The organism is Pseudoflavonifractor sp. An176 (genome assembly GCF_002160435.1).
GTDB lineage: Bacteria > Bacillota > Clostridia > Oscillospirales > Oscillospiraceae > Enterenecus > Enterenecus faecium.
Genome location: NZ_NFKO01000001.1, coordinates 226854 through 246885 on the forward strand (window position 1 = coordinate 226854; position 20032 = coordinate 246885).

Genomic DNA, 20032 nt, shown 5'->3' on the forward strand with positions numbered 1-20032 from the left:
TCGCTTCCTCCTTATATAAATTCCTGAAAAGCAGACACAACGCCCGGAAAGGCGTTGTGTCCAGGTGTCCTCATCGGTCCGAAGAGAGCTGACCATCAATGTGGGCGTCAATCTGGCGGGTGAACTCCAGCGCCGCATTGTGGCCCATCTTCTTATTACGGTTGTTCATGGCCGCCACCTCCAGGATGACCGCCAGATTCCGTCCCGGCTTGACGGGAATGGTGAGGGTTGGCAGCTGCACACCCATCAGCTCTGTGAAAAACTCGTCGGCACCCAGGCGGTCGTACATGGCCCCGTCCTGCCAGTTCTCCAGCTTCACCAGCATGTCGATGTTGGTCTCGAACTTGACGGCGGACATACCGAACAGGCGGCGGACATCCACCACGCCAATGCCTCGCAGCTCCATATAGTGGCGAATGAGCTCGGGGGCGGTGCCCACCAGGCGGTTGTTGAAGCCCCGGCGGATTTCCACCGCATCGTCGGCAATGAGGCGGTGGCCACGCTTGATAAGCTCAATGGCGGTCTCACTCTTGCCCACGCCGGACTCGCCCATGAGCAGCACGCCCTCGCCGTACACCTCCACCAGCACGCCGTGGCGGGTGATGGTGGGAGACAGAGCCACCCGCAGGTAGGCGATGAGGGTGCTCATGAAATCCGCCGTATTCTCCTTGGTGCGCAACAGAACCTGGTCGTACTTCTTGGCCGACCCCATGCACTCCGGGTACGGCTCCAGGCCCCGGGCGATAATCACCGCCGGGGTGTGATAGGAAAACAGCTGGTCAAAGCGCTCCATGCGCTCCTCTGCCGTGCGCTCCTGCAAGTAAGACCACTCCACCAGGCCCAGCAGCTGCATACGCTCCCGGTCAAAGTAGTCGAAATAACCCGTCATCTGGAGGCCGGGACGGTTCACGTCCTGGATGGAGATTTGGCGGTCCCGGTAGCCCTCCGGGCCGTACAGCACCTCAAGATGAAACTGGTCAATGATGGTGCCCAAACGAATGGTAGGCCCTTTTCCCATGATTTCACGCCCTTTCCTCGCGTTTTGTTCCTTTATTTTACCACAAAGCCCCAACGAAAAAAATACTTCTTTTTGAAAAATGCCCCTTGATTTTCTCTTAAGTTTCTGGTAAGATATCGTAGTTATCGTATGAATGTAATTCCAACCAGCGAGGAGGTTTGTAGATATGGCCAAATGTGAGTTTTGTGGTAAGGGCGTGAACTTCGGCATCCAGGTTTCTCACTCCCACCGCCGCTCCAACCGTCCCTGGAAGCCCAACGTCAAGCGCGTTAAGGCTGTGGTGGACGGCACCCCCAAGCACGTCTATGTGTGCACCCGCTGCCTCCGTTCCGGCAAGGTCACCCGTGCTGTGTAATTCCATACACTCATGACTCAAAGCCCTGTACCGCATGGTACAGGGCTTTCGTCGTTGTATGGGCAATGTGTCAGCGGGGATATCTCTGGAGCATCTCCGCTTTGAGCTGCTCCCAGGCTTCAATGAGCTTGTCGGTGGCTCCAAAGAACTCGTTGTCCCGGCCCTGGGTGTAGGTCACGCCAGACTCCCATTTCCCAGTGTATTCAACCGGAACATTCTCGATGTTGTCATAACAAAACACCGGGGACATAAAGTCCATCCATCCGCCATCCGGAAGCATAACTCCCTCCATACAGCGATAGACCGGAATAGAGGAATTCAAAGTATCAATCTCTCCATTTACAAATACTAGGTACTCTCGTCCCACTTCCAAAACATTGACATATGCACGCTCTAGGCTTTTGTAATTCTCTGAAAGACTAACCCACCATGCATAGCTATAGAGGTAAAACTCCTGCCCCACCTCTAAGTCCTCCCCGGCATAGACCTGGGCCACCTTTACCTTCTGCTGCCCGGTACCGTTGGTCAGCTCCAAGTCTCCCAGCACTTCTACCCGCAGGATGTAGGGGGCCGAGGGCAAACACTCACGCATGGTACGCACTTTTTCCATACCCGCCGCTTCCGGCATAGGGGCCACCTGATACTCTTCCCAGTTTCCTTCCTCAGTGTAGTCTGTGAGGGTCGTTCGGATATATCCACCGTACACAGCGGCAGCCACCGTCAGAGCTGCCATGGGCAGCAGAAACCACTTGGCTTTCATCCCACGCCCTCCTCTCTCAACCTGCCGCTCTCCAGGTGGTACACCTCATCGGAGAGCAGGCGGATGTCCTCATAGTTGTGGCTGGCCAGGAGTACCAGAGCCCCCCGCTCCTTCTCCTGGGTAATGATGTCCCGCACCTGGACCACCGCCTCGCTGTCCAGGGCGTTGGTGGGCTCGTCTAGCATGAGCACGTCCGGCTGCTCCATGATGGCCTGGGCAATGGCCAGCCGCTGCTTCATACCCAGAGAATATTTCCCGTAAGTGCGCTTGTCGTCGGGGTCCAGCCCCACCCGCTCCAGCACAGCCCGCAAGTCCTCCTGAGTACACTTCTTTCGGATGTTGGCCAGATAGCGCAGATTTTCTAACCCTGTGAGATTAGGGTATAATCCCACGTTCTCCAGCACGATGCCCAAATTGGGGAGCACCGCAAAGTCCCGTTTCAGCACCTGGTCTCCCCACCGCACGGTCCCGGAAGTGAGGCCCATGAGACCGGAGAGGGCCCGGAACAGCATGGTCTTGCCCGAGCCGTTGCGGCCCACAAAGCCGTACACCTTTCCGCTGTGCAGCTCCAGGCTCACGTTACTGAGAATCTCCCTTCCACGAATGGTCTTAGAGATGTGTTCTGCGGTCAAAATCATACTATACCCCTCCCGTCTCAAGATTGGACACCAAGATGTCTTTTTTCTGGATAGCCACCAGTCCCAGCACCAACACAGCCGCCGTCATCAGCGCCACCAGCAGCAGGGAGCCGGACAGCGTGAGCACGTGACCGTATTCCGCAGGCAGGTCACCCTCTAAACCAAAGGCTCCCCCGCTCTGCCACCCCATCACCAGCCGGGAAATGGGGTCCAGAAACAGCAACCTCCCCAGAGCGGGGTCGGCGGGCTCCAGTTTCGCCCCAGTACACAGCGCCGCCAACATGCCCGCCTGGAGGGCAAACACCACCAGAAATCCAGCGCTGCTCCCCCAGATGAGAGACAACAGATTCACTCCCAAGGCCATGGTGAGGGTCCACAAGGTAAAGAGTAGCACGTGGATTCCCAACAGAACCCACCCCTCTGTGGTCCACATCACCTCCCAGCGCAGGGCAGCTACCAGAAGGGTGGTACCCTGGAGAAACACCTGGAGCACCACAAGCCCCTTGCACATCCCCCACAGCTCGGTGAAATACCACTTCACCCGGTTAGTGGTGCGGGAAAAGACATACACGCTGGCCACACAGAACTGGCAGTACAACTGGATGCCTCCGTAGAACTGATAGAGAAAAAAGGGGAGCATCAAAAAGCCGAAGTCCACCATGGCTCCATAGTAGAGCTCCATGACGAAGTCCCCTCGTGACCCCGAGAGCTGGAGCACCAAATCTTGGAGCGTAATCTGTCCGTCGTAGGGATTGATGCGGGACAAGCTCAACAGCCCTCCACATACCACTCCAATGGCCACATACCAGCCATACCTCCGCAGCTTCATAGCTGGTCCCTCCTAGCAGCCCAGAAGGTCCCACCCACGCTGACCAAAAACACCAGCACCAGCACCGCCAGGAACACTGGAACATTCTTTACTGCATCCTCATGGAGCATGAGGATGACATTCCAAGCCACTAATCCCTCCATATTCCGCAATATCACCGGAGCATAAACGCTGAGGTTGAGAAGGAGGAAGACGGGGAGCAGTACAGTGATACGAAACTTCACCCGGTACAGGGCAGATACTGCCACGCTAAACGCCCCCATCAACCCTGAGAACAGTCCGAACAGCACTATTTTCACCACGGCATATCCATAGGGGGAGCGGATGTACAAACCAGAAAACAGGTAATTGCGCACCTCTGCAATATACTGTGTTTCATACGCCCCCCAATGGCTTAAGTCCCAGGTGGGCCTGGTAGAAAAGGCAATGATATGGAGGGGAATTTCCACCAAGAATGGAATAATAAACACCACTGCCGTCACGATGAAAGCAGAGAAGAGTTTGCTGAAATAGTACATACCACTGCCCATGCGGGTGATCATGAGGATATGCTCCTGGGTTCCCCGCTCCTTGGCCAGCACAAAGCCAGCCGGACACACCACCAAGAGGGGGTATATCTGTTGAAATAAAAGAGCCAGGTCCGCACTGTAACTGGCCCGGTTCCAGCTCAACAGTCCCATCTTGGTGGTGTGAGCCAGTTTGATCACATCCTGCCCCTGGAACATCTGACAGTTCTGAACAAAATTCGCCAACATCAGCAGCATCAGCACACAAAAAGTTAGAATTGCCTCCTTCTGCCGCAGTAGAAATCCTATCTGCGATCGTGTGGTACGAATCAGCATATACACTTTCCCTCCTTTTCTCTCAGTGCCCACATTTGCTATGCAACCTCGCTTTCATCTATTAGAACCCACACAGTGAAAAACGTTACAGGCCACTGAGACCTTCTTTGGCTCTGCCCCCTCCCAAACACCCAGGAAGTTTTGAGAACAAAAAAACAGAGTACGGAGAGATGGTTTCATCTCTCCGGGCTCTGTTTCATTCTCGCATCAAAAACGTTACAGCCAGATCTCTTCCAGCTCCAGCTCGGAGCGGCGCTCCCGCACCATGAGCTGGCCCAGAATCACATGGGGGTCCTTGCCCTCATAGAGCACCTGATAGGCGCCCTCAGCGATGGGCATTTCCACGCCCATCTTGTGGGCCAGCTGACGGGCAGAGGCAGCGGCATAGTAGCCCTCCACCACCGTGCCGTCCTTGCCACCCACAGCCTCGGCCACAGGCGTGCCCTTGCCGATGGCAATGCCCGCCCGGCAATTGCGGGAGTGCATGGAGGTACAGGTGACAATGAGGTCGCCCAGGCCGGACAGCCCGGCGAAGGTCTCCTTGTTGGCCCCCATGGCCACACCCAGGCGGGCCATCTCGGTGAGGGCCCGGGTCATGATGAGGGCCTTGGTGTTGTCTCCGTAGCCCATTCCCACACAGCAGCCGGTGCACAGGGCCACCACGTTTTTCAGGGCCGCCCCGATCTCCACCCCCAGAATGTCCGGGGAGGTGTACAGGCGCATATTGCGGTTCATGAAGATGTCCTGAGCCAGAAGCGCTGCCTCCTTGTTCTCCGAGGCCACCACCACACCGGTGGGCAGCCCACGGGCCACCTCTTCGGCGTGGGAGGGGCCGGAGAGAACCACCACAGGACAGTTTGGGATTTCCTCCTCAATGACCTGGTGGAGCAGCAGACAGCTGTCTTTTTCAATGCCCTTGGCCACGCTCACCAGCACGGTGCCCGCCTTGAGATAGGGGGCAATCTGCTTGGAGGTGGCACGCACGGCAAAGGAGGGGGTGGCCAGAACCACCACCTGGCTTTGGGTCAGGACGTTCAGGTCACAGGTCAGCTCCAGCTCCTGAGGCAGCTTCACCCCGGGGAGCACGGGATTCTCCCGGCTCTCCTGCATCTCTTGGCATTTCTCCGCTCGGCGGCACCACATGGACACCTGGTGTCCATTTTCCAGCAGCACCAGAGCCAGGGCCGTTCCCCAGCCGCCGCTGCCTACCACGGTGATGTTCATGCCTCACCCTCCTGAAGCTTCTTCTCTTCCTGGTCGTCGGACACTTCCTCAGCCGATTCCTCCTGTGTGGAAGATTCCTCCTCCTGCTCGGAGGTCTCCTCGTCCACCTGGTCGGCGGGAGTCTCAGGCTCACCCTGCTCCTCCATCGTCTCCTCTATCTCTTCCGAGGGGTCAGGCGCTTCCGGTTCCGCCTCCGCTTCCTTTTTCTTGTGCAGGGCGAACTTGGACTCGGTACCCTTGGCGATGCGCACCATGTTGCCCCGGTGTTTCCACAGAATCAGGCCGCCGATGATGACAGCCAGAACGGTGATGAGCTCATCCTGGTAGACAAACCAGGTGACAAAGGGGAAGGACAGTCCGGCCCAGCAGGAGCCCAGGGACACATACCGGGTGGCAATGGCCAGGATGAGGAATCCGCCCCACACCACCAGGGCCACCCGCCAGTCCATCATCAGGGCGATGGTACCGCCGGACAGAATGCCCTTACCGCCCCGGAACTGGAAGGTCACGGGGAACATGTGGCCCAGCAGGCAAAAGAGGCCCGCCCAGTACTTACTCAGAGCGATGAGTTCAGGGGAGATGGAGCCTGCAATCCACATGGCAAACAGCACCGCCACCACGGCCTTCACGGCGTCCGAGAGGATGACCACCAGGGTCAAGGGGCCGCCGAAGGTGCGGTAGAAGTTGGTCAGACCTGCGTTTCCGCTGCCGTGGTTGCGCACGTCGTCCCGGAGGATGTACCGGGACACCACCACGGCCCCGTTGAAGCAGCCCAAAAAGTAGGCCAGCACTGCAATGCCCACCGCCGCCAGGGCCAGCCAGCCCCCGGACACATGGGCAGAGTCCAACACATAGTTCAGCACGACTTACTCCTCCTTATCACCCTTTTGCCGGATGGTGATGCGCACCGGAGTGCCCACCAGTCCGAAGGTGGCACGAATTTGGTTCTCGATATAACGCTGATAGGAAAAGTGGAACAGCTTGGCATCGTTGCAGAAAATGACGAAGTGGGGAGGCTTGACGCCCACCTGGGTCATATAGTAGATCTTCAGGCGGCGGCCCTTGTCCGTGGGGGGCTGCACCCGGGTCTGGGCATCGGCCAGCACCGAGTTGAGCACACCGGTGGGGATGCGCATGGTGGCCTGGTTGACCACGTTCTGGATGACCTGGAACAGGCGGTCCACCCGCTGGCCTGTCATGGCGGAGATAAACAGGATGGGCGCGTAGGTCATATAGGACAGATCCCGGCGCACTTCTTCCTCCATGCGCTTCATGGTCTTGTCGTCCTTCTCGATGGCGTCCCACTTGTTGACCACGATGATACAGGCCTTGCCCGCCTCGTGAGCCAGGCCTGCCACCTTGGTGTCCTGCTCGGTGACACCCTCCTGGGCGTCAATCATAATGAGGCACACGTCGCTGCGCTCAATGGCCATGGTGGCCCGGAGCACCGAGAACTTCTCGATGCGGTCGTCCACCTTGGACTTCTTGCGCATACCGGCGGTGTCGATGATGAGGTACTTGCCCGTCTCATTTTCAAAGTAGCTGTCCACCGCATCTCGGGTAGTACCCGCCACGTTGGAGACGATAACCCGCTCCTGGCCCAGAATCCGGTTGGTGAGGGAGGACTTGCCCACGTTGGGCTTGCCGATGATGGCCACCTTCACCACATCGTCGTCCTCCTCTTCGTCCTCCTCGGGGGGGAAGTAGGACAGGCAGGCATCCAGCAGGTCGCCGGTGCCATGGCCGTGGACGGCGGAAATGGGATAGGGGTCACCTAGCCCTAAGTTATAGAACTCGTAGATGTCCGGGTTGGTGGGTCCGGTGGAGTCCATCTTGTTCACCGCCAGGATCACCGGCTTCTTGGAGCGCTGGAGCATACCAGCCACCTCCTGGTCGGCGGCGGTCATTCCGGTGCGGATGTCGCAGACAAAGATGATCACCGTGGCCGACTCAATGGCAATCTCCGCCTGGAGACGCATAAAGGACAGAATCTCGTTGTCGGTGCCGGGCTCAATGCCGCCGGTGTCCACCAGATCGAAGGTGCGGCCCAGCCACTCGGCCTGGGCGTAGAGGCGGTCGCGGGTGACGCCGGGGGTGTCTTCCACAATGGACAGGCGCTTTCCCGTCAGCTTATTAAACAGCATGGACTTACCCACGTTGGGGCGGCCCACAATGGCCACCAATGGTCTCGCCATGAAAATCCCTCCTTACTCGAAACGATCAGATTATTTTATATTGTTAAAAGTCAGTATATCAAACTTCACAGACTATGAAAAGCAAATTTTGACAAAACCGGGCTTTTCAGCCCTTTCACCAGAAAAGTACGTAAAAGAGGCTGTCGCAAAGCGCACTTTGCAACAGCCTCTTTTTCATCACAGGCGATCACTCGCTCACAGTAACCTCACGACCATTGTAGGTCATGCAGTTCTTGCAGACGCGGTGAGGCAGGCGGACAGCACCGCACTTGGGGCAGGTGTTGACACCGGGAGTCTCCAGCTTCCACACGGAGCTGCGACGCTTGTTTCTGCGCTGCTTGGATACTTTACTCTTAGGGACGGCCATTTTGACACCTCCTTATCGGTCAATGTCCGCAGACATAACATTACAAATCATCCGTCCTGACCCAACAGCTGGGCCAGCTTGGACAGACGGGGATCAATCTCCTTCTTGCAACGGCAAGGCTCATGGTTCAGGTCTGCACCGCAGCCCGGACACAGCCCCTTGCAGTCTGGAGAGCAGAGATTCTTCGTGTCCATATTCAGGAGGAACACGTCACCCAGCAACTCCTCCAGATCCAGCTGCATCTCCCCATCCAGCAAAATGATATCATCATTTTCCTCGTCTTCCAATTCGGTAGCCAGCATGGACTCAAAGTCCACCGTCTTCTCCTTGGAAAAGGGTTGGGCGCAGCGGTCGCAAATGAGGGACAGGGTGGTTGCCATGCTGGCCTGGAGCAACAGCACCCCCGCCATATTCCGCACTCTGCCTTCCACAGTGACAGGTTGGGATACAGGGTGGTCTCCGTTCCACTCCAGCTGAGTTAGGTCCATCTGGAAGGAAAACGGAAGGGTGGCGCCCGGCTGACGGGCAATTTGCTTCAAATCCAGTTTCATCGGCACACCTCGCATAACGGCACAAATGGTATTATACTCAAGAGTCTCCCACTTGTCAAATGGTTTCTTGATTTTTTCTCTCTTTTTTTTCACCAAAAATCATGGTACACTGGTGGCAGTATCTTGACAGTCCAGGAGTGATGGTGATTGAAGGAATTTACCATTGGAAAAAATGACGCCGGGCAGCGGTTGGACCGCTGGCTGGCCAAGACCGTGCCCCTCCTCCCCGCCCCGTTGGCCCAGAAGTACATCCGCCTCAAGCGGGTCAAGCGCAACGGCAAGGGCTCCAAGCGGGACGTGCGCCTGGAAGTGGGGGACGTATTACAATTATACATCAACGACGAGTTTTTTCAAACCCCAAATCGGGAAAATGCGTTTCTCTCCGTGTTCAAGCCCCAGCTGGACATTGTGTATGAGGACGAGCACATTCTGCTTCTAAACAAGCGCCCGGGTATGGTGGTGCACCCCGACGACCAGGAGCGGGTGAATACCCTGCTGACCCACATTCAGGCCTACCTCTACCAGAAGAAGGAGTGGTCCCCCTACTGGGAGAACTCCTTTGCCCCCGCCCTTTGTAACCGCATTGACCGCAACACCGGGGGCATCGTCATTGCCGCCAAGACCGCCGAGGCGCTGCGCATCATGAACCAGAAGATCAAGGACCGGGAGCTCACCAAACTGTACCTGTGTGTTATCCGGGGAGAGATGCGCCCCCGGAAGGGGGAACTGAAGGGCTTTATCCTCAAAGATGAGAACAAGGCCCAGGTGAAGGTGTACGACCACCCGGTCCCCGGGGGCAAGACCGCCCTTACCTTATATAATACCCTGGCAACCGAAGGCGGGCTGTCCCTGGTGGAATGCGATCTCATCACCGGGCGCACCCACCAGATTCGCGCCCAGTTCGCCGCCGCCGGGCACCCCCTGCTGGGGGACGGCAAGTACGGCCGCGAGCGGGACAACCGTCCGTTTGGCCGAAGCTATCAGGCCCTGTACTCCTACAAGCTGCGCTTTGAGTTTACCACCGACGGAGGATGCCTTTCCCATCTCAACGGCATGGAGTGGACAGTGCGGGACATTGACTTTGTCCCCCAGTATTTCCCCAAATTTTCCACTCAATGGTCGCCCCAGGATTGAGTTTCCACATTCCGCCATTCACCCCCACAGGCCGCCCCTTGGGCGGCCTGTTTTTTGACCGGAAATGGGGCTGTTTTTTTCAAAAACATGATTGACATTTCTCCATCGACATAATATAGTGTAACTCGCTATCCGTGAAACCCCGGGCCCAAATTGGGCTGTCCGCTGGAGGGCACTGGCCGGGACAAATATCGAGGGAGCTGACATTTTAGAAACAACCATAGAAATGAGGGAGGACACATGTCCAAGGAGCTGATCCGCCTGAAAGACTGCGTCATGGCCTACGATGATGGCGTGGTATTGGACCACATCAACCTGTATATCAATGATAAAGAGTTCCTCACGCTGCTGGGTCCCAGTGGGTGCGGCAAGACAACCACGCTTCGTATCATCGGCGGGTTTCTTACGCCTACCTCTGGGGATGTTTTATTTGACGGCGTGAGGATTAATCATGTCCCGCCCCACAAGCGGGAAGTGAATACCGTATTCCAGAAATACGCCCTGTTTCCCCACCTGAATGTGTATGAAAACGTGGCCTTTGGCCTGCGTCTGGGCAAAACCGTCACCAATGTGGTAAACGGCAAGTCCACCGCCAAGAAGGTGAAGATTCCCGAAAAGGAGATTCACCAGCGAGTAATGGAAATGCTGGAAATCGTCAACCTCAAGGGCTTTGAAAAGCGCTCCATCTCCGCCCTCTCCGGCGGTCAGCAGCAGCGGGTAGCCATCGCCCGGGCCCTGGTCAACCAGCCCAAGGTGCTGCTGTTGGACGAGCCTCTGGGCGCTCTGGACATGCGCCTGCGCAAGGACATGCAAAACGAGCTCAAGCGCATCCAGCAGGAGATGGGCATCACCTTCATCTACGTCACCCACGACCAGGAGGAAGCTCTGGCCATGAGCGACACCGTGGTGGTCATGGACGGCGGCCGCATCCAGCAGATCGGCACCCCGGAGGACATCTACAACGAGCCCAAAAACGCCTTTGTGGCCGACTTCATCGGGGAGTCCAACATCATCGACGGCATCATGCGGGCCGACGAGGTGGTGGAGATCTTCAACCGGAAATTCCGCTGCCTGGACAAGGGCTTTGACAAGGACGAGCCGGTGGACGTGGTCATCCGCCCCGAGGACGTGGACATTGTGGCAGAGAACCAGGGCCAGCTCAAGGGCACCGTCACCTCTGTGACCTTCAAGGGCGTCCACTACGACACCATCGTGGACTTCTATGGCTTTAAGTGGCTCATTCAGACCACCGAATACCATCCCGTGGGCACCGTTATCGGCATCCACCTGGACCCCGACTGCATTCACGTGATGAAAAAGAGCGAGTACTCCGGCATGTTCGGAGACTACTCCTCCTACTCCGAGGAATACGAAGAGATCGGCGATGCGGACTATGAGCCCGAGGAGGAGGAGAACGGGCATGAAGAATAAGCGTTCCCTCCTGGCCATCCCCTATGTGGGATGGATGGCCTTCTTTGTGGTGGCCCCCATCATCATGGTGGTGATCTACGCCTTCACCACCGCCGACTTCTCCTTTACCGGGGAGAACTTCACCCGTATGGGCACCTTTACGGTAATTTTCACCCGCTCTTTCAAGCTGGCCATCATCGCCACCTTGGTGTGCCTGCTCATTGGCTATCCCCTGTCCTATGCCATGGCCAAAGAGGGCAAGAGCTTCCAGCGGGTGGCCATGCTCCTCATCATGCTGCCCATGTGGGTCAACTTCCTGCTGCGCACCTACTCCATGATGTCCATCATGGAAAACAACGGTCTCATCAACCAGTTTTTTGCTGCCATTGGCCTGTTTGATCTCATCAACAACCTCTTTGGCACGGACATTCACTATTTCAAGATGATTGGCACCCAGGGGGCTGTGGTGGTGGGTATGGTGTACAACTACCTGCCCTTTATGGTGCTGCCCATCTATTCCACCCTCATCAAAATGGACAACACCCTGCTGGAGGCCGCCCAGGACCTGGGGGCCGACACCGCCACGGTGTTCCGCAAGGTCATCCTGCCCCTGTCCCTGCCCGGCATTCTCTCCGGCGTGACCATGGTGTTTGTCCCCTCTGTGTCCACCTTCGCCATCTCCCGGCTGTTGGGCGGCGGCATTCAGATGCTGCTGGGCGACCTCATTGAACAGCAGTTCTTGGGCGGGGCCTACAACCCCCACCTGGGCTCGGCCATCGCCCTGGTGATGATGGTCATTGTGGTGGCCTGTATGTGGATTATGAATCGCTTCGGTGAGGGCGAAGAACAGGCGGTGATGCTATGAGTCTGAACAAGAAAAACAGCCTGGGCAACCGCATCCTCATCGGTGTGGTGTTCTTCTTCCTCTACGCCCCCATTTTGCTGCTCATTTTCTATTCCTTCAACGCCGCAGACTCCAGCGTGGTGTGGAAGGGCTTCTCCCTGCGGTGGTATGCCAAGCTGTTCCAAAATCAGCTGATCATCAAGAGCGTGTACAACACCCTGCTGGTGTCGGTGCTGGCCACCCTCATTGCCACAGTGGTGGGCACCCTCAGCGCCATTGGCCTGTACTCCATGCGCCGGAAGTTCCGGGAGCCCCTGCTCACCATCAACAACATCCCCATGATGAACGCCGACATCGTCACCGGCGTGGCCATGTGCCTGTTCTTTGTGGCCGCCCTCAGCGGCTGGAACTACCTGGCCTCCCACTATCGGCTCATCATCGACCTCTTCGGCACCCAGTACCGGGTCACCTTCCACCAGCTATCCCTGGGCTTTGGTACCCTGCTCATCGCCCATATCACCTTTAACATCCCCTATGTCATCCTCTCCGTGGCCCCCAAGCTGCGGCAGATGGACAAAAATCTGGTGGATGCCGCCCAGGACCTGGGCTGCACCTGGCCCCAGGCCTTCTTTAAGGTGATTTTGCCGGAGATCATGCCTGGCATTGTCTCCGGTGCCCTCATCGCCTTCACCATGAGTGTGGACGACTTCGTCATCTCCTACTTCACCGCCGGCTCCTCCACCTCCACCCTGGCCATGCAGATCTACTCCATGACCAAAAAGGGCGTTACCCCGGAGATCAACGCCGTGTCCACCATCCTCTTCGGGGTGGTGCTGGTGCTGCTGATCATCGTCAATGTCCGGGAGATTCGAGCGGAGAAGGCCGCCGCCAAGCGGGTCTATTGATTTTCATCGAGGAGGAATGAACCTTTGAAAAAGCTAGCCATTGCGGCTCTGGCCTGTGTGCTGGTGGGCGGCTTCTGCTTCTCCGCCTGTACCATTGAGCGCATTGACCCCGAGGCCGACACCAACACCGCCGCCACCAACACCGGCAAGCGGGTGCTCAACGTGTGCAACTGGGGCGAATATATCGACGAGGACCTCATCGCCCAGTTCCAGGAGGAGACGGGCATCACCGTCAACTACCAGACCGCTGAGAGCAACGAGTCCCTGTATTCCCTGCTGAAAAATGGCGGCGCCAACTACGACGTCATCTGCCCCTCCGACTATATGATCTCCCAGCTCATTGAGGAGGACATGCTCCAGCCCCTGAACTACGACAACATCCCCAACTACTCCTATATTGGGGACCAGTTCAAGAACCTGGCCTTTGACCCCAACAACGAGTACACTGTGCCCTACACCTGGGGCACCCTGGGCATCATCTACAACAAGACCATGGTGGACGGCGAGATCACCAGCTGGTCCTCCCTGTACGATGACGCCAATCGTGGCAACGTGCTGCTCATCAACAACTCCCGGGACGCCTTTGGCAACGCCCTCATCTACCTGGGCTACTCGGTGAACACCACCAACGAGGACGAGATTCGTCAGGCTTATGACCTCATCGCCGACGCCACCCGCCGGGGCGTCTTCCAGGGCAAGGTGATGGACGAGGTGTTCAACAAGATGGAGCAGGGCAACGCCGCCATTGCCACCTACTACGCCGGCGACTACCTGTCCATGTACGAGAACAACCCCGACCTGGCCTATGTCATCCCCGAGGAGGGCGCCAACTGGTTTGTGGACGCCTGGTGCATTCTGAAAAATGCTCAGCATGGGTCTGAAGCGGAGGAGTGGATCAACTTCATGGCCTCCACCAACGCCTCTCTGGCCAACATGGACTATATCTGGTACGCCTCCCCCAACACCGAGGCGCTGGAGAAGTACCCCGAGTACTACAAAGAGACCTACGGTGAGGAGCTGGACCCGGAGCTCTACGAGATCATGGCCCCCTCTGCCGACGTGCTGAAAAAGTGCGAGAACTACGTGGTGCTCCCCCAGGAGACCCGCGATCTGTACAACGATCTTTGGATTCAGCTGGGCCTTTAAGCTTCCCATAGAAGTCCATGGACTTCTATGGGAGGAGGCTTGCATGTGGGGTGGAACTCGATTTCTGACGAAAAAGTCATTCCACCCCACATGAGAAGTGTCATTTCCCCGGCACATGTCCGTGGAAATGACGCAATTTAGATTTTTCCGTCACCTGCTGGTGACGGAACTCTGCGAGGCCCCGAGCCAAGCAAAGTGCTCTTGATTTGGGCGGTGTCCGTTGGCGCCGCTCTTTTCTCTTGTCAAGAGAGTAAATTTCGGGTACACTGTGTCCAGACAACACAAAGGAGGAATCCCCATGTCCATTGAAGTCGGCCTCAAGGGCCGTTTTGAGTCCGTGGTCACCCAGGAGAAAACCGCCACTGCGGTGGGCTCCGGTCTGGTGCCCGTCTTTGCCACCCCCTATATGGTGGCCATGATGGAAAACGCCGCCTCGGACTCCCTCATCCCCTGCCTGGCTCCCGGCGAGAGCTCCGTGGGTACTCACCTGAACATCGCCCACTCCTCCGCCACCCCTGTGGGTATGAAGGTGTGGGCGGAGAGCGTGGTCACCGCTGTGGAGGGCCGCAAGGTCACCTTCGAGGTCCACGCCTACGACGAGCGGGGCGAGATCGGCTCCGGCATCCACGAGCGCTTCATCATCCACGCAGAGAAGTTTATGGCCAAGACCCAGAGCAAGCTGGAGGGCTAACCCCACTCGGCGCCGCAAAGGTACCACCTTATGCGGCGCCGTTTTTTCTTGACTTTCTCCTACTTTTGTGCTAGGATAACCCTACCCCCCAGGGGGGTGTTATTCCAACACAAGGAGGGATGCGTCATGATGGCCGATGCCAAAACCGTGACTCGCCTATTGAAAACCGCCCGAGGACAATTGGACGGAATTTTAACCATGATTGAAGAGGACCGCTACTGCATGGACATCTCCCAACAGCTGTTGGCGGTGGACGCCCTGGTGCGCCGGGCCAACAAGGAGGTGCTCACCGCCCACCTGAAGCACTGTGTGGAGCAGGCGGACACCCCCCAGGAGCGAGCCCAGAAGGTGGACGAGCTGGTGGCCGCGCTGGGTAAGCTGCTGTAAAGGAGGCCACGCCATGAAACAGAAGTTTTCCGTCACCGGCATGACCTGCGCCGCCTGCTCTGCCCACGTGGAAAAGGCGGTGAAGGGGCTAGATGGTGTCCAGGAGGTGCAGGTGAACCTGTTGGGCAACTCCATGTCGGTGACCTATAAAGAGCCCCTCACCGCCCAGCAGATTTGCGAAGCGGTGGCCAAGGCCGGATACGGGGCCACGGTGATGGGTGAAACAGCCGCCCCCACTCCCGCTCCCGTGTCCGACGCCCAGAAGTCCTTGAAAGTGCGCTTTGTCTCCTCCCTGGTCTTCCTGCTGCCCCTGTTCTACCTGTCCATGGGACACATGATGGGCTGGCCCATACCCCACTTTTTCCACGGCACCCAAAACGCCATGGTATACGCCCTCACCCTCTTCTTGCTCACCCTGCCCCCCCTCATCATCAACCGGGCCTATTTTATAAACGGCTTCCGCTCCCTCTGGCATCGGGCCCCTAATATGGACTCCCTCATCGCCGTGGGCTCCTCCGCCGCCGTGCTCTACGGCATTGTGGCCCTGTACGCCATCGGCTGGGGGCTGGGCCACGGGGACACCGCCCTGGTGGAGCGGTACGCCATGGACTTGTACTTTGAGTCGGCCGCCATGATTGTCACCCTCATCACCCTGGGCAAGTTTCTGGAGGCCCGCTCCAAGGGCAAGACGGGCCAGGCCATCGCCCGGCTCATGGATTTGAGCCCCAAGACCGCCACCGTGCTGCGGGACGGCCAGGAGGTGACCATTCCCACCCAGGAGGTACAGGTGGGGGACCTGCTCCTCATCCGCCCCGGCTCCTCCCTCCCCGTGGACGGGATGGTGGTGTCTGGGGTGTCCAGCGTGGACGAGTCCCCCCTCACCGGAGAGTCCATCCCGGTGGACAAAGGAGAGGGAGACCGGGTGATGTCCGGCTGTCTCAACGGCGCCGGCGTGCTCACCGTCCGGGCCACCCAGGTGGGCCAGGACACCACCCTGTCCCAGATGATCGCCCTGGTGGAGGAGGCCGCCTCCTCCAAGGCCCCCATTTCCCGGCTGGCCGACCGGGTGGCGGGTATCTTCGTCCCCGTGGTCATGGGCATCGCCCTGGTCACCGCCCTGGTGTGGCTGGTGAGCGGCCACACGGTGGCCCAGGCCCTCACCTCTGCCGTGGCGGTTCTGGTCATCTCCTGCCCCTGTGCCCTGGGATTGGCCACCCCTGTGGCCATTATGGTGGGCACAGGCGTAGGCGCTCAGAACGGCATTCTCATCAAGTCCGCCCAAGCCCTGGAGCAGCTGGGCAAGGTGTCCTGCATCGTACTGGACAAGACGGGCACCATCACCCAGGGCAAGCCCCAGGTGACTGGGGTGTACCCGGTGGGTCAACTGTCCCAACAGCAGCTGCTCACCATCGCCGCCAGCCTGGAGCACCCCTCCCAGCACCCCCTGGGCCAGGCCATTGTGGCCCACGCCCAGGCTCAAAATCTGCCTCTCCAGGAGGTGGCGGACTTCCAGGCCGTCCACGGCAAGGGCGTGACCGGAACCCTCCAGGGTCTCCCCTTCCTGGCGGGCAACCAGGCCATGATGGAGGAAGCGGGGGTAGACCTGTCTTCCGTGGCCCAGCGCACCCAGGCCCTCACAGAAAAGGGCCACACTCCCCTGTACTTCGCCCAGGGCACCACCCTGGTAGGTGTCATTGGGGTGGCAGACACCGTGAAGCCCACCAGCGCCCAGGCCGTGGCGGAACTGCACAAGCTGGGACTGGAGGTTGTGATGCTCACCGGAGACCACCCTGCCACCGCTCAGGCCATCGCCCAGGAGGTGGGGGTGTCTCAGGTCATCGCCCAGGTACTGCCCACAGAAAAAGAGGGCCACATCGCCCAGCTGCAAGCCCAGGGCCATCAGGTAGCCATGGTGGGAGACGGCATCAACGACGCCCCCGCTCTGGCCCGGGCAGAGGTGGGCATTGCCATTGGGGCAGGCTCAGACATTGCCCTGGACTCCGCCGACCTGGTACTGATGAAGAGCGACCTGCTGGACGCCGTCACCGCCGTGCGGCTATCCCGGGCCACCCTGCGCAACATCAAGGAAAACCTGTTCTGGGCCTTCTGCTACAACGCCATCTGTATCCCCGTGGCCGCCGGGGTGTTCTATCCCCTGTTCCATCTCCAGCTCTCCCCCATGCTGGCCTCTGCCGCCATGAGCCTGAGCTCGGTGTGCGTGGTCACCAACGCCCTGCGGCTGCGCCGCTTCCGCCCTACCAAATCGGATACCCCAGCGGTGTGCAAGAACACCTGCTGTGAATTGAAAGGAGAAGAACCTACCATGACTCAAACCATCCACATCCAGGGCATGATGTGCCCCCACTGCGTGAGCCACGTCACCCAGGCTCTAAACGCCATCCCCGGCGTGTCCGCCCAGGTGGATCTGGAAAGCGGCACCGCCACCGTCACCGGAGACGTGTCCGCCGACACCCTCAAGGCCGCCGTGGAAGGGGCCGGATATCAGGTCACCGCCATCGACTGACCTCACAACACCGAGAAGAGCCGCCCCTGTGTGGGCGGCTCTTCTCCTATCTTAACTTTTTCTTGATAAAATCCTAACGGTTTGACATCTTTTTATTTCCGACACAATCTGCTACAATATTCCTATCTTTTCCCAGGAGGTGGGAAGTTGTGAACCCACGTATCAAACAGGCCCTGTTGTGGCTTGTCACCATAGCTCTGTTGGGCGGCTGCGTCTACGCCCTGTACGCCACTGGCTTTTTCCAGACCCTCCACTCCAGGTCGGCCATGGAGGCCTATATTGCCCAGTTCTCTCCCTGGTCCCACCTGATGTACTTTGTCATTCAGCTCATTTCGGTGATCGTCGCCCCCATCCCCAGCAACATCACCGCCCTGGTGGGGTCTGTGATGTTTGGATTCTGGCCCGCCTTTCTCCTCACCTGGGGGGCGGTGGTGCTGGGCTCTGTCATCGTCTTTCTCCTGGCCCGGGTGCTGGGCCACAAGTTTGTCCACCAGTTTGTCAGTGAGAAAGTGTCCGGCAAGTACCTGGACGTCATCCAGCGCAAGCGGGATGTGTTCCTCTTTCTGGCCTTTCTCTTTCCCTTCTTCCCCGACGACCTGCTGTGTATTCTGGCAGGGCTCACCGACCTGAGCCTGAAACGCTTTCTCATCCTCTGCCTGGTGGCCCGGCCCTGGGGCCTGCTGGTGGCCTGCGGCGTGGGTGGCTCCGCCCTCTCCATTCCACCCTGGGCCATGGTCCTCATGGGCCTCATCGGGCTGGCGGTGTTTCTCGTGGCCATGCGATACGGGGACAAGGTGGAACAAGCCATTTTACAGCGCATGAACAAAGACTAAAAACTTCCCGCCCGGCGGTGCCGGACGGGAAGTTTTCTTGTTACCAAACGAGAGTTGCAAAGTAGTCGTCGGGGGTCTCCGCCCGGCGCATCAGCTCCACCGAGCCATCCCGCTTCAAAAGCAGCTCGGCCGAGCGCAGCTTGCCGTTGTACTGGTAGCCCATGGCAAAGCCGTGGGCCCCGGTGTCGTGGATGACCAGAATGTCGCCCTTGTCGATCTGGGGCAGAGCGCGGTCAATGGCAAACTTATCGCTGTTTTCACACAGGGAGCCCACCACGTCGTAGACGTGGTCACAGGGGGCGTCCTCCTTGCCCAGCACGGTGATATGATGGTAAGCACCGTAGATGGCGGGGCGCATCAGGTTGGCAGCGCAGGCGTCTACTCCGATGTACTCCTTGTAGATGTGCTTTTCGTGGACGGCTGTGGTGACCAGGTGTCCATAGGGGGCCAGCATGAAGCGGCCCAGCTCGGTGCAAAGGGAGATATCCCCCATGCCCGCAGGCACCAGAATCTCCTCGTAGGCTTTCCGCACCCCCTCGCCGATGATGGCGATGTCGTTGGCGGGCTGCTCGGGGCGGTAGGGCACGCCCACGCCGCCGGACAGGTTGAGGAAGGTGATGTGGCAGCCAGTGTCCCGCTGCAGCTCCACGGCCAGCTCGAAGAGCACCCGGGCCAGGGCGGGATAGTAGTCGTTGGACAGGGTGTTGGAGGCCAGGAAGGCGTGGATGCCGAAGTTCTTGGCCCCCAGCTCCTTCAGGCGGGTGAACGCCTGCTTCATCTGCTCCTTGGTCATGCCGTACTTGGCGTCCCCCGGCTTGTCCATGACCTGGAAGCCCTCCTTGCTCTCCCCCAGGGTGAAGGTGCCGCCGGGATTGTAACGGCAGGAGATGGTCTCGGGGACACAGCCCAGGGTGTCATAGAGGAAGTCCACGTGGGTCAGGTCGTCCAGGTTGATGATGGCCCCCAGCTTGTGGGCGTAGCGGAACTCCTCGGCGGGGGTCTCGTTGGAGGAGAACATGATCTCATGGCCGGTAAATCCACAGCGCTCTGCCATCATCAGCTCGGTGAGGGAGGAGCAGTCCACGCCACAGCCCTGGGCGTGGAGCAGCTTCAGAATTCTGGGGGTGGGGGTGGCTTTCACGGCGAAATATTCCTTAAAGCCGGGATTCCAGGAGAAAGCCTGGTACAGCTTCTTGGCATTGTCTTCAATCCCCGCCTGATCGTAGATGTGGAACGGGGTGGGATAGGTCTCACGAATCTCCTTGGCCTGAGCCAGGGTGAGGAACGGTTTCTTCATGGTTTTCTCTCCTTTGATGCGGCTGACGCTCCCCTTTGAACGAGACCGCAGATATATCACGCTTTATCATACTAAAAGGATA

The 20032-nt window shown here is 58.5% G+C and carries 21 protein-coding genes; 10 read left to right on the forward strand and 11 right to left on the reverse strand.

Annotated elements, in window-relative coordinates; genetic code table 11:
* Nucleotides 1–70: 70 nt before the first annotated feature.
* A complete protein-coding gene (hprK, locus tag B5F12_RS01065) occupies nt 71–1018 on the reverse strand; it encodes an HPr(Ser) kinase/phosphatase (protein ID WP_087228942.1) in 948 nt (315 codons plus the stop codon).
* A 166-nt stretch (nt 1019–1184) separates the two neighbouring features.
* Here hprK and rpmB point away from each other — a divergent pair, with 166 nt between their 5' ends.
* Nucleotides 1185–1373 (forward strand): 50S ribosomal protein L28, encoded by a 189-nt coding sequence (gene rpmB, locus B5F12_RS01070; protein ID WP_087228945.1) that lies wholly within the window; start codon nt 1185–1187, stop codon nt 1371–1373.
* A 70-nt stretch (nt 1374–1443) separates the two neighbouring features.
* Here rpmB and B5F12_RS01075 read toward each other — a convergent pair whose 3' ends face one another.
* The 9 genes from B5F12_RS01075 to B5F12_RS01115 form a co-directional block, all read right to left on the reverse strand.
* Entirely contained in the window at nt 1444–2133 is a 690-nt protein-coding gene (locus B5F12_RS01075) for a hypothetical protein (RefSeq protein ID WP_087228949.1), read from the reverse strand.
* Nucleotides 2130–2771 carry an ABC transporter ATP-binding protein gene (locus B5F12_RS01080; RefSeq protein ID WP_087228952.1) on the reverse strand — a complete coding sequence of 214 codons (642 nt, stop codon included), beginning with the start codon at nt 2769–2771 and terminating at the stop codon, nt 2130–2132. The genes B5F12_RS01075 and B5F12_RS01080 overlap by 4 nt, the downstream gene beginning before the upstream one ends.
* Nucleotide 2772: 1 nt before the next feature.
* Nucleotides 2773–3600, reverse strand: coding sequence for a hypothetical protein (locus B5F12_RS01085; RefSeq protein ID WP_087228956.1), 828 nt, complete (start codon nt 3598–3600; stop codon nt 2773–2775).
* Entirely contained in the window at nt 3597–4442 is an 846-nt protein-coding gene (locus B5F12_RS01090) for a hypothetical protein (RefSeq protein ID WP_087228959.1), read from the reverse strand. The genes B5F12_RS01085 and B5F12_RS01090 overlap by 4 nt, the downstream gene beginning before the upstream one ends.
* A gap of 216 nt (nt 4443–4658) precedes the next feature.
* A complete protein-coding gene (locus B5F12_RS01095) occupies nt 4659–5666 on the reverse strand; it encodes an NAD(P)H-dependent glycerol-3-phosphate dehydrogenase (RefSeq protein ID WP_087228963.1) in 1008 nt (335 codons plus the stop codon).
* Nucleotides 5663–6529: a glycerol-3-phosphate acyltransferase gene (locus B5F12_RS01100; protein WP_087228967.1), complete on the reverse strand. Its 867-nt coding sequence runs from the start codon at nt 6527–6529 to the stop codon at nt 5663–5665. Before B5F12_RS01100 ends, B5F12_RS01095 begins: the two co-directional genes overlap by 4 nt.
* Nucleotides 6530–6532: 3 nt before the next feature.
* Nucleotides 6533–7861, reverse strand: a complete 1329-nt coding sequence (gene der, locus B5F12_RS01105; protein ID WP_087228970.1) for a ribosome biogenesis GTPase Der — start codon at nt 7859–7861, stop codon at nt 6533–6535.
* Nucleotides 7862–8048: 187 nt separating this feature from the next.
* Nucleotides 8049–8228: a 50S ribosomal protein L32 gene (rpmF, locus tag B5F12_RS01110; RefSeq protein ID WP_087228973.1), complete on the reverse strand. Its 180-nt coding sequence runs from the start codon at nt 8226–8228 to the stop codon at nt 8049–8051.
* Nucleotides 8229–8275: 47 nt separating this feature from the next.
* On the reverse strand, nt 8276–8779 hold the full coding sequence (locus B5F12_RS01115; RefSeq protein WP_087228977.1) for a DUF177 domain-containing protein: 504 nt from the start codon (nt 8777–8779) through the stop codon (nt 8276–8278).
* 147 nt (nt 8780–8926) lie between these two features.
* Between B5F12_RS01115 and B5F12_RS01120 the strand changes: the two genes are divergently transcribed.
* The 9 genes from B5F12_RS01120 to B5F12_RS01160 all read left to right on the forward strand — a co-directional run bounded on the left by B5F12_RS01120 (nt 8927) and on the right by B5F12_RS01160 (nt 18653).
* Nucleotides 8927–9913, forward strand: a complete 987-nt coding sequence (locus tag B5F12_RS01120; RefSeq protein ID WP_087228980.1) for an RluA family pseudouridine synthase — start codon at nt 8927–8929, stop codon at nt 9911–9913.
* A 240-nt stretch (nt 9914–10153) separates the two neighbouring features.
* Entirely contained in the window at nt 10154–11344 is a 1191-nt protein-coding gene (locus tag B5F12_RS01125) for an ABC transporter ATP-binding protein (protein ID WP_087228983.1), read from the forward strand.
* Nucleotides 11334–12188, forward strand: a complete 855-nt coding sequence (locus B5F12_RS01130; protein ID WP_087228986.1) for an ABC transporter permease — start codon at nt 11334–11336, stop codon at nt 12186–12188. The genes B5F12_RS01125 and B5F12_RS01130 overlap by 11 nt, the downstream gene beginning before the upstream one ends.
* A complete protein-coding gene (locus B5F12_RS01135) occupies nt 12185–13072 on the forward strand; it encodes an ABC transporter permease (protein WP_087228990.1) in 888 nt (295 codons plus the stop codon). Before B5F12_RS01130 ends, B5F12_RS01135 begins: the two co-directional genes overlap by 4 nt.
* 24 nt (nt 13073–13096) lie before the next feature.
* Entirely contained in the window at nt 13097–14218 is a 1122-nt protein-coding gene (locus B5F12_RS01140) for an ABC transporter substrate-binding protein (protein ID WP_087228993.1), read from the forward strand.
* Between the two features lie 298 nt (nt 14219–14516).
* Entirely contained in the window at nt 14517–14909 is a 393-nt protein-coding gene (locus B5F12_RS01145; protein ID WP_087228997.1) for a thioesterase family protein, read from the forward strand.
* A 126-nt stretch (nt 14910–15035) separates the two neighbouring features.
* Entirely contained in the window at nt 15036–15296 is a 261-nt protein-coding gene (locus tag B5F12_RS01150; protein WP_087229000.1) for a metal-sensing transcriptional repressor, read from the forward strand.
* A gap of 13 nt (nt 15297–15309) precedes the next feature.
* Nucleotides 15310–17820 (forward strand): heavy metal translocating P-type ATPase, encoded by a 2511-nt coding sequence (locus B5F12_RS01155; RefSeq protein WP_087229003.1) that lies wholly within the window; start codon nt 15310–15312, stop codon nt 17818–17820.
* Nucleotides 17821–17969: 149 nt separating this feature from the next.
* Complete coding sequence (locus tag B5F12_RS01160; protein WP_242954856.1) at nt 17970–18653, forward strand: VTT domain-containing protein; 684 nt, start codon at nt 17970–17972, stop codon at nt 18651–18653.
* 40 nt (nt 18654–18693) lie between these two features.
* Here B5F12_RS01160 and B5F12_RS01165 read toward each other — a convergent pair whose 3' ends face one another.
* Complete coding sequence (locus B5F12_RS01165) at nt 18694–19950, reverse strand: diaminopimelate decarboxylase (protein WP_087229006.1); 1257 nt, start codon at nt 19948–19950, stop codon at nt 18694–18696.
* Between the last annotated feature and the right edge of the window lie 82 nt (nt 19951–20032).

Excerpts from the sequence above, each read along its gene's own strand:
- hprK (WP_087228942.1), bottom strand. The coding sequence starts at position 1,018 with ATGGGAAAAGGGCCTACCATTCGTTTGGGCACCATCATTGACCAGTTT.
- rpmB (WP_087228945.1), top strand. The coding sequence starts at position 1,185 with ATGGCCAAATGTGAGTTTTGTGGTAAGGGCGTGAACTTCGGCATCCAG.
- B5F12_RS01075 (WP_087228949.1), bottom strand. The coding sequence starts at position 2,133 with ATGAAAGCCAAGTGGTTTCTGCTGCCCATGGCAGCTCTGACGGTGGCT.
- B5F12_RS01080 (WP_087228952.1), bottom strand. The coding sequence starts at position 2,771 with ATGATTTTGACCGCAGAACACATCTCTAAGACCATTCGTGGAAGGGAG.
- B5F12_RS01085 (WP_087228956.1), bottom strand. The coding sequence starts at position 3,600 with ATGAAGCTGCGGAGGTATGGCTGGTATGTGGCCATTGGAGTGGTATGT.
- B5F12_RS01090 (WP_087228959.1), bottom strand. The coding sequence starts at position 4,442 with ATGCTGATTCGTACCACACGATCGCAGATAGGATTTCTACTGCGGCAG.
- B5F12_RS01095 (WP_087228963.1), bottom strand. The coding sequence starts at position 5,666 with ATGAACATCACCGTGGTAGGCAGCGGCGGCTGGGGAACGGCCCTGGCT.
- der (WP_087228970.1), bottom strand. The coding sequence starts at position 7,861 with ATGGCGAGACCATTGGTGGCCATTGTGGGCCGCCCCAACGTGGGTAAG.
- rpmF (WP_087228973.1), bottom strand. The coding sequence starts at position 8,228 with ATGGCCGTCCCTAAGAGTAAAGTATCCAAGCAGCGCAGAAACAAGCGT.
- B5F12_RS01115 (WP_087228977.1), bottom strand. The coding sequence starts at position 8,779 with ATGAAACTGGATTTGAAGCAAATTGCCCGTCAGCCGGGCGCCACCCTT.
- B5F12_RS01125 (WP_087228983.1), top strand. The coding sequence starts at position 10,154 with ATGTCCAAGGAGCTGATCCGCCTGAAAGACTGCGTCATGGCCTACGAT.
- B5F12_RS01130 (WP_087228986.1), top strand. The coding sequence starts at position 11,334 with ATGAAGAATAAGCGTTCCCTCCTGGCCATCCCCTATGTGGGATGGATG.
- B5F12_RS01135 (WP_087228990.1), top strand. The coding sequence starts at position 12,185 with ATGAGTCTGAACAAGAAAAACAGCCTGGGCAACCGCATCCTCATCGGT.
- B5F12_RS01145 (WP_087228997.1), top strand. The coding sequence starts at position 14,517 with ATGTCCATTGAAGTCGGCCTCAAGGGCCGTTTTGAGTCCGTGGTCACC.
- B5F12_RS01150 (WP_087229000.1), top strand. The coding sequence starts at position 15,036 with ATGATGGCCGATGCCAAAACCGTGACTCGCCTATTGAAAACCGCCCGA.
- B5F12_RS01155 (WP_087229003.1), top strand. The coding sequence starts at position 15,310 with ATGAAACAGAAGTTTTCCGTCACCGGCATGACCTGCGCCGCCTGCTCT.
- B5F12_RS01165 (WP_087229006.1), bottom strand. The coding sequence starts at position 19,950 with ATGAAGAAACCGTTCCTCACCCTGGCTCAGGCCAAGGAGATTCGTGAG.